At 40.4% G+C, this 15691-nt stretch carries 12 protein-coding genes; 7 read left to right on the top strand and 5 right to left on the bottom strand.

Annotated features, from left to right (window positions below):
- The gene (locus tag CYAN7822_RS09770) at positions 1–705 is read right to left on the bottom strand and encodes an esterase/lipase family protein (protein ID WP_013322091.1); all 705 of its coding nucleotides are present in this window, start codon (positions 703–705) and stop codon (positions 1–3) included.
- A gap of 58 nt (positions 706–763) precedes the next feature.
- Here CYAN7822_RS09770 and CYAN7822_RS09765 point away from each other — a divergent pair, with 58 nt between their 5' ends.
- Both CYAN7822_RS09765 and CYAN7822_RS09760 read left to right on the top strand, forming a co-directional pair.
- Positions 764–1474 (top strand): precorrin-2 C(20)-methyltransferase, encoded by a 711-nt coding sequence (locus tag CYAN7822_RS09765; RefSeq protein WP_013322090.1) that lies wholly within the window; start codon positions 764–766, stop codon positions 1472–1474.
- Positions 1475–1696: 222 nt separating this feature from the next.
- The gene (locus tag CYAN7822_RS09760; protein WP_013322089.1) at positions 1697–2062 is read left to right on the top strand and encodes a PilZ domain-containing protein; all 366 of its coding nucleotides are present in this window, start codon (positions 1697–1699) and stop codon (positions 2060–2062) included.
- A gap of 98 nt (positions 2063–2160) precedes the next feature.
- On the opposite strand, the gene CYAN7822_RS09755 is transcribed toward CYAN7822_RS09760, so the two are convergent.
- On the bottom strand, positions 2161–3567 hold the full coding sequence (locus CYAN7822_RS09755) for a glycosyltransferase family 4 protein (RefSeq protein WP_013322088.1): 1407 nt from the start codon (positions 3565–3567) through the stop codon (positions 2161–2163).
- 522 nt (positions 3568–4089) lie between these two features.
- Here CYAN7822_RS09755 and gyrA point away from each other — a divergent pair.
- Together gyrA and CYAN7822_RS09745 are read left to right on the top strand one after the other, a co-directional pair.
- Positions 4090–6648 carry a DNA topoisomerase (ATP-hydrolyzing) subunit A gene (gene gyrA / locus CYAN7822_RS09750; RefSeq protein WP_013322087.1) on the top strand — a complete coding sequence of 853 codons (2559 nt, stop codon included), beginning with the start codon at positions 4090–4092 and terminating at the stop codon, positions 6646–6648.
- A gap of 224 nt (positions 6649–6872) precedes the next feature.
- The gene (locus tag CYAN7822_RS09745) at positions 6873–7094 is read left to right on the top strand and encodes a hypothetical protein (RefSeq protein ID WP_013322086.1); all 222 of its coding nucleotides are present in this window, start codon (positions 6873–6875) and stop codon (positions 7092–7094) included.
- 168 nt (positions 7095–7262) lie between these two features.
- On the opposite strand, the gene CYAN7822_RS09740 is transcribed toward CYAN7822_RS09745, so the two are convergent.
- Positions 7263–7616, bottom strand: a complete 354-nt coding sequence (locus CYAN7822_RS09740) for a hypothetical protein (protein WP_013322085.1) — start codon at positions 7614–7616, stop codon at positions 7263–7265.
- Between the two features lie 726 nt (positions 7617–8342).
- Here CYAN7822_RS09740 and CYAN7822_RS09735 point away from each other — a divergent pair.
- Positions 8343–8954, top strand: a complete 612-nt coding sequence (locus tag CYAN7822_RS09735) for a CP12 domain-containing protein (RefSeq protein ID WP_013322083.1) — start codon at positions 8343–8345, stop codon at positions 8952–8954.
- Positions 8955–9004: 50 nt separating this feature from the next.
- Here the strand turns inward: CYAN7822_RS09735 and CYAN7822_RS09730 are convergent, their stop codons facing one another.
- The gene (locus CYAN7822_RS09730; protein ID WP_013322082.1) at positions 9005–12493 is read right to left on the bottom strand and encodes a trifunctional glycosyltransferase/class I SAM-dependent methyltransferase/polysaccharide deacetylase; all 3489 of its coding nucleotides are present in this window, start codon (positions 12491–12493) and stop codon (positions 9005–9007) included.
- Between the two features lie 22 nt (positions 12494–12515).
- On the bottom strand, positions 12516–13733 hold the full coding sequence (tyrS, locus tag CYAN7822_RS09725) for a tyrosine--tRNA ligase (RefSeq protein ID WP_013322081.1): 1218 nt from the start codon (positions 13731–13733) through the stop codon (positions 12516–12518).
- A 147-nt stretch (positions 13734–13880) separates the two neighbouring features.
- Between tyrS and queD the strand changes: the two genes are divergently transcribed.
- Together queD and CYAN7822_RS09715 are read left to right on the top strand one after the other, a co-directional pair.
- Positions 13881–14270: a 6-carboxytetrahydropterin synthase QueD gene (gene queD, locus CYAN7822_RS09720; RefSeq protein ID WP_013322080.1), complete on the top strand. Its 390-nt coding sequence runs from the start codon at positions 13881–13883 to the stop codon at positions 14268–14270.
- Between the two features lie 253 nt (positions 14271–14523).
- On the top strand, positions 14524–15675 hold the full coding sequence (locus CYAN7822_RS09715; protein WP_013322079.1) for a SpoIID/LytB domain-containing protein: 1152 nt from the start codon (positions 14524–14526) through the stop codon (positions 15673–15675).
- Positions 15676–15691 lie beyond the last annotated feature (16 nt).

Here is a 15691-nt window from a genome sequence, read left to right as displayed (position 1 = left end):
TTAAGTTTTTAGGTAATTGATCCAATTGGTTAAAACTGTTGGTGAACCATACCAAAGTCCGGACGACATAGGAGAGTGCATCACGCCTTCTAAGGTTAGATTAATGGCTCCGTCTAAATGAGCGGCTTCTACTGGAATAATCCCATCACCCCAACAGTTTCCCTTACCACAGGTTAACAAATAACTATTATAGGCTAACCAACTGCCTAAACGTCGTTGTCCATAGACGGCTTTTCCGGCTATACATACATAACGCACATCGGGATAAAAAGCACCTGGATAGTTATATTTGACAAAATCTAGATTGCGCTTTGTCCAACGTTCTTGACTAATATGGGGCGTTCCCAGAGTAACTAGGGTATTAACGAAGCCATGAGCATTCCAAGTTACCGCTAAATCTAGTAGATCGCCATGTACATTATAAGGTTTTTCCCCGAGATAAATTCTCGCGATCCAGCCTCCAGCAGAATGGCCAATTAAATTGACTTGGGAGGCATTATATTTTAAGAGCGTCTGTTTTACGGTGCGGTCAATTAACCGTAGAATAGGTACAACTGAACGGCCGCCAATAGTCGGTATCCAGTCCTTTTTAGTGATAGGAACAGTTACAGTCGGAATTCCCGAGTTATTCAAGCTATCTTCGAATTGACGGTATTCGATCGAACGAGCAAAGTAACCGGGTAAAATAACCGAAGGAATAGTCATTCGTCACTGAAATTTATGTCATTGGTCATTCATTATTGATCTTAACCAAAAGCCAAAAATGAATAAACAAGTCGGTGTTTTATACGGCATTAGTTTGGGGACAGGAGACCCAGAATTAATTACAGTTAAAGGGTTAAGGTTGTTGCAAAGAGCGTCTGTTGTTGCGTTTCCCTCTGGGGTAAGAGGTCAACGGGGGATAGCCGAGCAAATCGTTTTTCCCTGGCTATTAGACAAACAGCATAAACTAGCTTTGTCGTTTCCGTATGTCCAAGATGAACAAGTTTTAAAAAAAGCTTGGCAACAAGCCGCAACTCAAGTATGGCAATATTTAAAAGCCGGTGAAGATGTGGCGTTTGTCTGTGAAGGTGACGTGAGTTTTTATAGCACTTTTACTTATTTAGCTCAAACTTTAGTGGAACAGCATCCAGAAGTCGAGATTCAAACTGTACCAGGGGTTTGTTCTCCGATGGCGGCGGCTTCGGCTTTGGGGATACCCTTAACGCTTAGGAGTCAACGTCTTGTGATCCTACCTGCGATTTATAGCCTTGATGAGTTAGAAAAGGTGTTAGATTGGGCTGAGGTGGTGGTGTTGATGAAAGTTGCTTCAGTTTATCAGTCGGTTTGGCAACTCTTAGAAAAACGTAATTTATTAGACAACTGTTGGTTAATAGAACGGGCAACTTTTCCGGATCAGATGATTTATCGAAACCTTAAGGAGCAACCCCAGTTGAATTTGTCTTATTTTTCTCTGTTGATTGTTCATTGTTGATTTTTGAGGCAAATACTCGCTCAACACTTAATGATTCTTCAATCTACTTGTAACAGACGAACTCATGAGCTATTATATAGTCCTGTGTTTCAGTTAGTGCTTTTTATAAAACCTTTCTATCCCTGTATATAAGTTTGGGCATTGCTTATACAACAACAAGCTGACTGAGTGGCTTTTATTTTTTAATTTCCCTAAACTATATTATTTTTCAAACCCGGTTCGATGTTAAAAAATTTTACCTCTTCTCAAAAAGCGATTGATTATGTAATTTCCTCCTCAGACTACAGACAATATACTCGTTATACCAATAATTTAGGGACTGTAGTTGAAATTGATTACCAGCCTAAAAAACAAGTGTTTATCAATAGTATAAAAGGTTTGATTATCAATGATTCATTAGGAGGCTGTGGATTAATAGTAGCGACGAATAAAGAATTCCAGGCTAATCAAATTTGTTGGTTGAGAACTTATGGACTCAGGCCAATAAAAGTTAGAATTGCTTGGGTACAAGAAATAGAGAACAATATTTTTCGCCTTGGCATTGAATACCTTGATTCACTAGATAGTAATTTAGGAAATTTGGGTTGAATTTTCCCTTAAAAATTGTAAATAAAATGAGCATCAAGTATTCTAAATGCAAGGGAGGATGCTTTATGTACCCATCCTCCTGTGAAGTTTAAGTCACTCTAAGAAAAGACTTCTTCTCCTTTAACTTTAAGCTCTTTTTGCTGATGGCTCTCAAGCTCTTGTTGATAGATCCGTAAGATAAAATCGACTTTTTTTTCCCAATCAAAATGATTAACCACTCGTTGTCTTCCCGCTTCGCCCATTTGTTGGCGCATTTCTGGATTTTTAGCAAATTTAATCATAGCATCGGCTAAACCTTGAATAAATGACTCTTTTGAAATAGGATCAACTAAAATACCACAATTTTCTGTAATATAATCAGCAGGGCCTCCCCAATTAGTGGCAATCACCGGTTTGCTCATTGCCATCGCTTCTAATACCACTGCTCCACCGCATTCATATAAACTGGGTAGGATTAAGGCATCCGTCAATTCTAGTTTTTTGGCACAATCAGCTTGACTCAACCATCCCGCAAAGTGAACCACATCTGTATCTATGATTTTTTCGGTTGAGGGATCACTCATTAGCCCTAATTCTTGTGCCAGCTTTTCCAGCTTAGATTTTTGATTCCCAGTGCCGATTATTTCTAGCTTAATGGGTATTTGTTCCAAAACACGCTTGGTAGCCATCAGCAATAAATCAAGAGCTTTCCAGTCCACTAACCTGCCTAAATAAACAAACTTGGTGATAGGTTCGGTTTGGGCGTTGAACTGTGCAGAGTCTTCTGTGATCAGTGTATTTTCTGACCAAGATTGGGGGACCGAACGATTTCCGTACTGATTTAACAATTTTTGCTGCCAAACTGATAAATCAACCCCATTTTCTACCAATTCAACAATTTTTTTCGAGTGTAGAATTGATGGTAACGCTTCTCGAGTGCGGGAATTAGCAACTAATAAAGTTGTCGCTAGGTATTTACCAGGGATTAAAATATTGGCTAAGTCAGAAAACCAACGAGCTATCTTGACTGCCTGAGTTTTTAGCAAATTCTCTTTTTTTTCAAAAGCTGGAGGGAAATTCATCCCGCCGTTCATTGGACCGATAATCACTGGTACACCTAAACCAAAAATTAGCGATGGCTCTTTAGGAGACACGGGTATCGGCTGATGAATAACATTAATTTTTTTCTCTCGAATTAATTTTTTGATGATGCTGTATTGAAGAATTTGAGTCAGCAATCGCATCATTAATCCGAAGGTGAACCAATACAGTCGATCAGGTAAAGGTTTATTAAATTTGTGTAAGAACCGATGCAAAAATGTATCCGGAATAAAGTAAATTCGCTCAAAATCTTGCGGAAATTTGGCTTTAAGCTCTTGACGAGTGCGTTCATGTACCAGCATCCATACTTCATAACCTCGCTGACGCAGAACCCGAAAGTAATGTAAAGGAAGAGCGGCTTCCCCACCAAAATTGAGAGAAGCATTTTCAGCCACAATTAGTATGCGAAGATTCTCTTGAAGCATAAATTAAGCTCAACAATACAGATAGTAATAATTCTTCCCATACTAGCAGAAATTTTTTAAAACAATCAGTTGACTAGATAGCTTATGGAGTTCGCATAACGGGGGAATTTGAACATCTATCTAAGTAGTGATTTTGGAAAAATTTTTAGACATTAAAGTGTCTTCTTATACATGAAATTATACATAAAATCATCCATTGTTCGTTCAATTTATAGAAAAAAAAATCTTTAATTTGCCCAAATTTACCGTGATAAGCTTCGATTAAAACAAAAGTTAAAAAAAGCATTGACAAATTGACAATAAGTATCACCGACAACAGCAGTTAACTGTAAGCTTAGGAATCGAGAATCGGAACTCAGGAGTCGCAAACGAGGGTAAGCACTCTCCTAAGCCCACTGTCGCGTGTTAAAATAAAGAAAAAACTTGTAATATTTCCGAGATTTTAGGATAAGAAACCCGAACTTATCCTTATTTTTACCAAAATTATTAGTTTAAGCTCACGAAAACGGAGATTTTTACCCTATGACCACCCAGCCGGAGCGGATAATTCCCACAGATCTCAGCAGCGAAATGTCCCAATCTTACCTAGAATACGCCATGAGCGTGATCGTAGGACGGGCGCTTCCTGATGCGAGGGATGGTCTAAAACCTGTGCATCGCCGTATACTCTACGCCATGTATGAACTCGGACTAACCCCTGATCGTCCCTTTAGAAAGTGCGCTAGGGTAGTGGGAGAAGTATTGGGAAAATATCACCCTCACGGGGATACAGCAGTTTATGACGCTTTGGTGCGGATGGCGCAAAATTTCTCCATGCGCGATCCCCTAATAGAAGGCCATGGAAACTTTGGCTCCATCGATAATGATCCCCCCGCCGCCATGCGTTATACTGAATGTCGGCTACAAAACCTCTCGGTTAACGCCCTCCTCAGAGATATCGAAGCAGAAACCGTAGACTTTATCGATACCTTTGATGGTTCTCAACAAGAACCTGTGGTACTGCCTGCTAGACTGCCTCAATTACTCCTCAATGGTTCTTCTGGAATCGCTGTGGGAATGGCCACCAATATCCCCCCCCATAATTTAGGAGAATTAGTGGATGGGGCGATCGCGATGATCCATAACCCAGAAATTACCAATATCGAATTAATGAAATATATCCCCGGACCCGACTTTCCCACCGGCGGACAAATCTTAGGACGTTCCGGCATCAAGGATGCTTATATAAGCGGACGGGGTTCAATTACCATGCGCGGTGTGGCTGAAATAGAAACGATCCAACACAGAGGCCGTCCGGACCGAGATGCCATTATCGTCACTGAACTTCCCTATCAAACGAATAAAGCCGCTTTAATTGAAAAAATTGCTGAATTAGTTAATGATAAACGTATTGACGGGATCGCTGATATTCGTGATGAAAGTGACCGCGACGGAATGCGAATCGTCATTGAACTTAAACGAGATGCTTATGCCAGGGTCGTTCTTAACAACCTCTATAAGCAAACCCCTATACAGGCTAACTTTGGCGCAAATATGTTGGCGCTGGTGAATGGAGAACCGCAAATTCTCAATCTTAAAGACTTTTTAGGGGTATTCCTTGAGTTTCGCGTCCAAGTCATCATTCGCCGCACTACCTATGAATTGCGAAAAGCTGAAGAACGAGACCATATTTTGCAAGGGTTATTAGTGGCTTTAGCTAACTTAGATCCGATCATTCAACTCATTCGACAGGCGGCTGATACCAGTAGCGCTAAAAGAGAATTAGTCGAACAATTTGGACTGAGTGAGGTTCAAGCGGATGCTATCCTGCAAATGCAACTGCGCCGCTTGACTGCCCTAGAATCCGAAAAAATTCAGGCTGAACATCAAGAGTTACAACGGAAAATCGCTGATTTAACCGATATCTTACAAAGGCGCGAACGGGTTGACCAAATCATTCAAGAAGAATTGACTCAACTCAAAAGCACTCATGCAACCCCCCGCAGAACCCAAATAGTCGAGGAAGAAGGGGGAATTGTTGATATCGACTTAATTGCTAATGAACAGGCCGTTATCTTGTTAACTGAACAGGGTTATATTAAACGAATGCCAGTTAACACCTTTGGACAGCAAAGTCGCGCTACCCGAGGAAAATCCGGGGCCAAAATTAAAGAAGATGATGGGGTAGAACACTTTTTAAGTTGCTGCGATCATGATCAGATCCTCTTCTTTAGCGATCGCGGTGTGGTCTATGTGATCAGCGCCTATCAAATTCCTAGTAGTTCCCGCACCGCGCGAGGGGTTCCCATCGTGCAAATGTTACCCATCCCGAAAGATGAAAAAATTACCTCTATGGTAGCTGTCAGCGAGTTTACAGAAGATCAATATCTGGTGATGCTCACTCGTCAAGGTTACATTAAAAAAACAGCCCTTTCTGCTTATGCTAATATTCGCGCTAACGGGTTGATTGCCATTACTCTCTCAGAAGGCGATCAACTGCGTTGGGTGCGGCTGGCAAAAGAAGAAGATAGCATTATCATTGGTACTCGTCAGGGGATGGCTATCCATTTTAAAGCCGATAACGAACAACTTCGCCCTATAGGACGCACCGCTCGCGGCGTTCGCTCTATGAAACTCAAAGGCACAGATGAGATTATTAGCGTCGATATTTTACCGGGTCAAGTGGTGGCTAATATCGGAACTTCTGAGGATGAGATCGAAGATGAAAATCTCGAAAGCGAAGAATTGGTTAATGAAGAAACCCATGTCGGTCCTTGGGTTTTAGCCATTACTACAGGAGGATATGGTAAACGAGTTCCGGTTAATCAATTTCGTCTGCAAAACCGTGCTGGTATGGGTGTTAAGGCTATTAGGTTTAAAAATGCTCAAGATCAGTTAGCGGCTATCCATATTGTCAACCAAGAAGACGAAATGATGATTGTTACTAGCCGAGGAATTATTATTCGTCAGGCCGTAGATGCCATTTCTCCTCAGTCTCGTATGGCTACAGGGATTAGAGTACAACGCTTGGATGATGATGATGCGATCGCGGCTGTGGCTTTGGTTCCTCCTGCCGGAGAAGATGATGAGTCTGAAGAATAGGTTTTCGGGCTAAGCCGATCAGCGCAATTGGTATTAAATAAAGGATTAAAGAGGTTAGGAAGCTTATTTAGCGTAGCTCCTGACTCTTTTTTTTTCAACACTTCTCTGACTCGACAAAGTTTTATTACTATTTATGAATTTTTCTGTATCGGAAGATACATTTTTTTAAAAAAAGGTGCAAATTCAGGTTACAGTATAAGAGTAACAATAATAAAAAAATTATTATGAATACCGAAGAATACGCCCGTCAATTAATGGTTGAGGAACGACACGAACGCGAGCATCTTCAAGATAATCTTTCTAGTCGTGCTGTGCAGGAGATGGCGGCTAATACTAATCATGAAACTGAAGAACGAGCTAGAGAATTACTCACTCAAGATAGACAGCACAATCAACATTTACAGGAAAATCTCCTAGAACGTACTGTTGAAGATTTTGAGCAATGATTCAATATCAGCACAAGTTGTCATGCTCGTTTCCTGGTTACCGTTAGGAAACGAGACTAAAACTTCAAGTCTAAATAATTAGTATTGCTTTTTGCCTTTAGGGTTCATGGTTAAGCATTAATCAACAATTCAGAAATGCCTATGTTTTATCGCCATTGTCCCGCTTTTTTAGGGGTCTTTTGCTGGGAATAATGAGTTATCTTGAACATGAGAGTTACTGGGGATAATGGTGCTTTCAAAAAATTTATTCTCCTGGGCTGAATTAACCATAACTGGGCGATAAGATTCGACAAATCTGGCTAAAAGCAAAAGAGCAATCGTTAAAATAATCTCTATAAAGATTACTTTTCGTTGGTTTAGAGACTCTTTTCTTTTTAGAGATGAACTAGAACTGGATAAACAACTTTGTTTGATCATCCAACTCCAATCATTACCACTTGCCTGCCATAAACTAACCCAGTTAATTGATGAAAATGATGAGTCTCCAGGCGAATCTTTTTGGGAAAAGTTTTGCTCGGACATTAAGGATTCCCCTACAACAAATAGAGATGACAACAACCATCTAAGTTAATAATTAACTTTCCCCTCACACGACACTAACCCTTTTCTACTCTTGGTCGCTCTCCTAAATTCAGGCAACATATCTTAAGCTAAAGATCGTAAATTCGTTTTGACCTAAATTTTTAGGTAAATATACGACGCTCCTGTGGGAGTGCTTTATCAAAATATTAAGAAATGTAATACAAAGGAGACAAAGTTAGAGACGCTCTTACTGTAATAGTAACGGATAATCTATAACAAAGCAAAGCTTTAAATATTGATGAAAATAAAAGGCTCAACCGGAATTGGGGCAGGAATATACTCGGAAAGTCATCCCTATCAAAATTGGCGAAATCTCTGCTATAGCGGGTGATAGCTTCTGCTTTAATTGCCCCACTTAAAGTAAAAACGATCACAATAAGCAAAAATTTTGAGCAAAAGTTATTAAAACATAACATAACCCTCGAGAAGTTTTTCCGCTTTGTAAAATTTTGTTGGCTATTTGACATTTCTACTAGCCTCAAAACCCTTAAACATTTTTTAGGAAAAAGAGGAGCAAGAATACTTATACAATATATATAGCGTTTCGCGTAGGATTTGTGAGCTATCTTACCCTGACAACGCTCTATACTAACTGGTTTATCAATCAAATAGCAAAAGCTATATACGACTGGCTTCATTTAAGACAAAAATCTAGAGGTATATCCGATGAAAGCATCAGAAATTATGACCAAAGAGGTCGTTACTATTCGGGGTTCAGCTACAGTCGCTCAAGCCGTTACACTAATGAAACAGAAAGGACTACGAACTCTCATTGTTGAACGTCGCCATGAACAAGATGCTTATGGCATTGTGACTGAGACGGATATTGTTTATAAAGTAACCGCTTATGGAGAAGACCCCAAAAAAGTCCGGGTTTATGAAATTATGAGTAAACCCTGTATCGTGATTAATCCGGACTTGAGTGTAGAATATGTGGCGCGGTTGTTTGCTAATACAGGCATTCGTTTTGCGCCTGTGATCAAAGATAGCTTGCTTGGGGTGATCTCGGTCAACGATATTTTACATAAAAGTAATTTTGTCGAACAACCTAAATCTCTCGAACTTGAAGACGAAATTGAAAAAGCTAGAGCCAATGCTCGCGCTGTATGTGCCGAAAAAGGAGCCTCTTCTTCTGAATGTGCGGCGGCTTGGGATGTGGTTGAAGAACTACAAGCTGAACTGGCTCATCAACGCGCTAAAAAGCCCCAAAAAACTTATTTTGAGGAATACTGTCAAGAAAATCCTGAAGCGCTAGAAGCTCGGATCTATGACAATTAAATCTTAAGTAATGGGTAATAGCGCCACAAGCTTTCCTGTCTATTACCCGTTCACTTTAAACAATTAACAAATTCTTGTAAAGTATAATTTCCCTTGACTTCAATTCGAGGTAAAGCCAATAAGCGGTCGTTAAATTGACTTAACCGAGAACGACAAGTTACACCAAAAGTATAACCACAGCCTCCAGTAAAATGTTCCACAATCGGGTTAAAATACCCCCAAGGATAGGCAATGGTCCGAATATAAGTTTTCAAACCTCGTTCTAAAATAGTACGCGATCTGGCTAATTCCCGTATTAGCTCGTCATGAGTTAGAGCAGTTAGCGGCTGATGAGTAGCCGAATGAGAGCCAAATTCTACCCCTTCTGCTTGTAGTTGTTGAATTTCTGACCATCCCATTAAAGGAATTTCTTCGCCAAAAGCTTGATCCCAACGGTTAGACTGACCTATGAGATCAGCCACTAAAAAGACAGTCGCACTAAACCCATACTTTTTGAGCAGTGGCCAAGCATATTCAAAAAAGTCGAGATAACCATCATCAAAGGTTATGATAACACCTCGACCCGGTAAAGGCCGGCGTTGCCATTGCGCTAATTGCCATTGTTCCCAAGAAACACTATAAAAACTTGCATCTTTAAGATAGCGTAACTGCTCTTCAAAAGCTTCAGGCGTAACTCGATAAGTTGCCATTTTTTCTGAACCACTAGGGGCAACTCGATGATACATAAGGATGGGTAATTTTGCAGTGACAATTGTTTCTAACTGACCCCATTGTGAAGGTTCTCCCCCTTGCCATTTTACCCTAGCTTCTACTTGTGGCGGTAGGTCAGTGGGTTGTTTTTCTAAAATTGTCATCTCGGGTTTAAATTGCTGCCAAGGCAGACGAATTGATGGATAACGGCGGAATAACTGCACGCGATAAAGAGGAGTTTGAATCGCTTTTGCTAAATACAAAGATGGGATGCTCGCAAAGGTTTCACCAATGGTTTTTGCGCCAAAAGGCAATCCCCAATCAAACCCCGGTTTGTCAGGTTCATCAATAATTTGATGGGCGTGTGCTGTTAAAAAATAGCCCCCCGGTTCTAAGGCATCAGCGATTTTTTGCGCCACAGTTTGCAGGCTTTCTAAACTTCCAACATAGTATAAAACTTCACTACAAACAATGAGATCAAATTGCCCAGGTAACGGATCTTTAATAAGGTCCATTTGTTGATAGTGAATATGCTCAAAACTTGCACAACGTTCAGCCGTTCTATCTAGGGCAACTTGAGAAATATCAGCCGCCAGTAAATCATCCACAAGGGGCGCAAGCTGAACCGTAAAATGTCCTTCTGCACAAGCTAACTCTAAGGCTTTTTTAATTGGCTTTTTCGGCACTAAAGAGAGAGTTTGTTCATATTTCACTTGTTCGTAAGAACTGGTATATTTCCAAGGGTCTGCTTTACTGGAAAATAGGCTTTCAAAATGTTCCCGGGTGTAAAAGTTTTTAGCACGATTGGCAATAATATTAACAGCAGTTGAACTTAAAAATTGAGTATTTCCTATCACATCAGGAGCATAAATGATTTGTGTCACCGATTCACCTACTGGGGGAATTTGCATCAGAGGTATTTGACTCACTTGAGCCATTCTGATCAATTCAGGAGCGAGGGTTTTAGGAAATATGACTCGTCGAGAAACACTACTATTAATGGTTCCTAATTGACGACCTAAGATAACACTTTGTCGAGACCAAAGTTCACTGCTACTTAAACTCGATTGAGGATAAATGTATCCTTGAGAAACTTGATTTTGAGCCAATTTAGCTAAACGTAAACGCAATGGAGTAGAATCTTTTAAAGATTGCCCAACTAACGCTTCTCGCACACAAACTCGGCACAATTCAAATCCACTTTCTAAGGTTAAGGCTACTCGTAACGCTTGAGCCGTCATTAAATTTTCGGAAACGGGTAGAGAAATATTGCTTATTGCTACACCCCCTACAGTTAAAAGTACATCGATTTCCGGTATATTGACTGGGGTGCGGAACGAGTTTAGCACAGAAATATCAAATAATTCTTGACTAACTTCAATGACTAATTGTGCCGCATTATTTAACGTTTTTACCGTTGTTTCTCCTTCGGTGAAATTGGGGTCATAAAAGTTATCTGCTGTCCAATTTTGTTTCCCCCAAAGTTGTTGTAAAAACACTGTCCAACCTAGGCTATCATGTTCTTGGACTTGTTCAGGTGTATAAACTGTATGTTCAAAGAATTTACCCAAAATTGGCCAAGCAAATTGATCGGCAATGGCATCTTTTAGTACCCAAGAACTCACTTGACCCTCAATAATAGGAAGTTCTAAATTTCCTAATTTTTTTCCTTCCAGTGTAAGCGAACAGTAGAGGCGATCACAGTTTTCTGAAGTCAAAATATCGGCAATAGGTTCTGTGATTTCTAAATTAATGCCATAAGTTGTCCCAATCTGCACAGGCTCAAGAATTGGAGTTTTTTCTAAAATGAGTATTTCTAAAATTTTACGAGTTTGGCTGGCTAACTTAAAAGCTTGAGATTGACTTTCTAAAGCGTCGAGAAAATTTAAAAGAACTTTTTCAATTTTTGGCCAAAGGATATACCACTGGTCCAAGCGTGAACAGTTTTGTAAAAGAACCGACTCAAAAATATTTTTAGCAATTACATCAGGACCTAAATCAGGAGCATTGTCATCTTTAACAATACTTAAAAGCGGTCTAGCATCTTCTTGTTGTCCTATAAATAAACCTGCTAACCAACTAATCCAAGACAATTTGAACAAGGGAAGTTTGGCTTGTGGTTGTCCTTGAGCGTAACGAGGAGCCGGATTTAAAACGCGAGCATCAGCCGAATGTCCCTGATTTAAGACTTTCATCGCATCTGTCAAAAATTGTTGAGCATTTCTCGATAAAGATTTCGGACGCATTCGATAAAATGCTAAGATTTCTTTTACTGCTCCAAAACGACTTCCTGTTCGAGCGATTCTTTGCCAAAAGTCCCAATCTTCACAGACAGCCAAAGAGCGATCAAATCCTCCTGCTGCAATTACTAAAGCTTTACGAACAATACAAGAATGAATAATAAAGGTAGAAGAATAACTTAATAGAGGAAATAAATCGATTAAGTCGGGAGTATATTTTTCTCCCATCAATGTGCCATCGGGAGCTACAAAAGTCCAACCACAATGAATAATATCTAAACTCGGATCTGTGGTGAGTGCGCCCGTCATTTTCTCTAAATACTCTGGGGCAATCCAATCATCAGCATCGAGAAACAGTAACCAGTCAAAATGAGCCTCCTCAATGCCACGATTACGAGCCGCAGAAACTCCACTATTAGCTTGAGTAATAACGCGAAGGCGATTATCTTCTAGGGCTAATTGGGTAGCGAGTGCTGCTGTTTCATCTTGAGAACCGTCATCAATGATAATGGCTTCCCAATGCGGCAAAGTTTGCGCTTGTAGAGATTTGATCGTTTCTTCTAACGTTTCGACGGCATTGTAAGCAGGAATAATGACTGATACATTCATATTTTTTCTAAGCTAATTTTTGTTAAACTAATCGCACAAATTTCTTTTTACCTACCTGTAAAACTTTTCCTTGGAGTTGTTGAGGACTATCAAACGTCAAATCGACTTCGCTAATGCGTTCACCATCTAAACGAACAGCCCCCCCTTGAATCTGCCTTCTCCCTTCTCCACTACTAGAACATAACCGAGTCGCACTAAGAATATAAAATAATTTAGCCGGGAATTCTATCCCAGATAAAGAATATTCGGGTACAGCATCAGTTGAAGTTGTCCCCCCTCCCTGCACCAGAGCAATAGCAGCTTTTTGAGCTTCTGCGGCGGCTTCAACACTATGATATTGAGAAACTATCTCTGTTGCCAACAATTTTTGACATTCCCTAGGATTTGAGGGCAGTTCTTGTAAAGATAAATTAGTCAATAATTCAAAATAATCTTTAATGACGGCATCGGGAATTTTTTCTAATTTAGAATACATCGATAAGGCATCTTCTCGTAGCCCTACATAATTATTTAGAGATTTGGACATTTTTTGTACGCCATCCGTCCCGAGAATAATCGGCAGTAATAAACCAAACTGGGGTTTTTTGCCAAAATAACGTTGTAAATCCCGTCCTACAGCAATATTAAACTTTTGATCCGTGCCGCCTAATTCTACATCGGCATCAATCGCCACTGAATCATAACCTTGCATCAAAGGATAGAGAAACTCATGAAGATAGATAGGAGTTTCTTTCTCATAACGTTCAGCAAACCCCTCTTTAGCGAGCATTTGCCCTACTGTCATGGTGGAGAGTAATTTAATAATATCTGATAAATCGAGCTTACCTAACCACTCAGAGTTATAGCGAATTTCTAAACGTCCTGGAGTATCGAAGTCTAAAATAGGACGTAATTGTTTTAAATAATCATGGGCATTTTCCCTCACTTGTTCAGCCGTCAGTTGCTTACGAACTTCTGATTTACCGGTGGGATCGCCGATTTGGGCGGTAAAATCGCCAATAATGACGACGGCGGTATGACCGGCATCTTGAAAAGCCCGTAATTTGCGAAAGGGGATACTATGGCCTAAATGGATCTCGGTTCCGGTGGGATCAATGCCGAGTTTAACCCGTAAAGGGCGATCAATTTTGGCTAACAGTTGAGTTAGGTTTTCTTGGGGATTATCTGATTCTGGCTGATTCGGGAAAATTTCGCTAGTTCCTCGCCATAGCCAATCTAAGTTTTCGGGTGGGTTTGCCATTGATGCTGTTTTTGAATGGGCTACAATAGTCACGATCTATTATTATCTCGTGTAATCTGTAATTATTAGTTTATAATTTTTAATCGTTGCTTTTGATGGTTGATGATAGATGGTTGATGGTTCACCGAGAATAAACCCTAACTGAGAATGGAAGAATGGATCATTTATAAAGAGTTTCGTTTTGAAGCGGCTCATACCTTACCTCATCATGATGGAAAATGCCGTCGTCTTCATGGACATAGTTGGGTGGGACGAGTTTATGTAAAAGGATATGAACTGATGGCTGAGGGCCCAAAACAAGGCATGATTATAGATTATGCTGATGTTAAACAATATATGAAGCCGATTTTAGATAATTATCTCGATCATTATTATCTTAATGAAACCACCGGTCTAGAAAATCCTACCAGTGAAGCGATCGCTAAGTGGGTTTATGAGAAATTAGAAGCGGCAGGCTTGCCGGGGTTGTATGCTGTGGAGATTCGAGAAACTTGTACTTCTGGATGTACTTATAAAAAATCGTCATATATGTTATAAATAATCGCTTTGAATTTAACAGCCTCCGGACTTCCTTATACGATTATTCGTCTTGAGGGAAAAAGTTAAATTTTCTTTAAAATAAATCTTGACGAGAAATATCATCATGTCATCTCTTGCAACAGTCAACAGTACCGATCAATGATATAGTTAACCCTAATTTGCTATCACTAAAGTATTAACAAATCTTGACGCGATTATTCTGTAAACCGTCTAAAATTTTAAAGATGATTGTGTGAGGAGAGGAAATCAAATGAATATTAAAGAGGATTTAGCCTGCTTAGTCTCGCTTTGGCGGCTTTTAAGGCCCATAGCTCGAAAATCTTGGTTAGTTGCTCTATTCCTGTGGGTCTTGATCATCGGTCCAGCCCAAGCCGCTACAGAACTACGGATAGCGATCAAAAAGAATATTTCTCAAATTAAAGTAGGAAGCTCGACCCCGGCCCTAGTAAAAGACGGAGCCGGACGAACTTTAGGAGAAATTCAAGAAATGGATGCCATCTCGGCTGTTCCCAGTGGTAGCGGCGTGTCTGTGTCTCAGTGGAGATCGAGCCAAATTTTAATTGAACCCAAAGACGACGGATTTATTTGGATCGGCGATCGCTGGTATCGGGGACGGGTTCGTCTGATGCGTACAGGAGGTGGGGTAACAGCCATTAATCAAGTGGGTTTAGAGCAATATCTTTATAGTGTAGTGGGGGCGGAAGCGATTCCCAGTTGGTCTTTAGAAGCCCTCAAAGCACAGGCAGTAGCAGCGCGAACTTATGCCCTTTATACCACTTCTACCACCGGCAACCGCTTCTACGATTTGGATACCACCACTAAAACCCAAGTGTATAAAGGTCTAGAAACTGAATTTCTCAGTACCCATGAAGCAGTAGAGGAAACCAAAGGCCAGGTAATGACCTATAACGGTCAGGTGATTTTAGCCGCTTTTCACTCTTCTTCTGGCGGTCATACCGAAAACGTGGAAGATGTGTGGAGTTATCCTTTACCCTATTTGCGAGGAGTGGTGGACTATGACCAACTGGCACCGGTATTTCAGTGGACTAAGACTTATAGTAGCGGCCAACTGAGTAGTCTGATCGGTGGTGTTGGGATGATTAAATCGATGATTCCTGAACAAACCACTCCCCAGGGACGAGTGGTTACGATGAAAGTCTTGGGGACTGGCGGATCTAAACGCATTAGTGGTAGCCAGTTACGCAAAGTTCTTGACCTGCGGAGTACCCTTTTTGTGGTGTCTGCTGATAATGGCAAATTTGATATTAATGGTCGAGGATTTGGTCATGGTCTTGGGTTGAGTCAATGGGGAAGTCAATATTTAGCCGAACAAGGGGTTAGTTATGACCGCATTTTGACTCATTATTATCAGAATGCTGTATTGACTCAAATGGAGAAATAATTTGTCTTTAAGGCGG

This window comes from Gloeothece verrucosa PCC 7822 (assembly GCF_000147335.1).
Lineage (GTDB): Bacteria > Cyanobacteriota > Cyanobacteriia > Cyanobacteriales > Microcystaceae > Gloeothece > Gloeothece verrucosa.
Note: the sequence above shows the minus strand (reverse complement) of the source record. Positions and strands in the feature narration are given on the sequence as shown.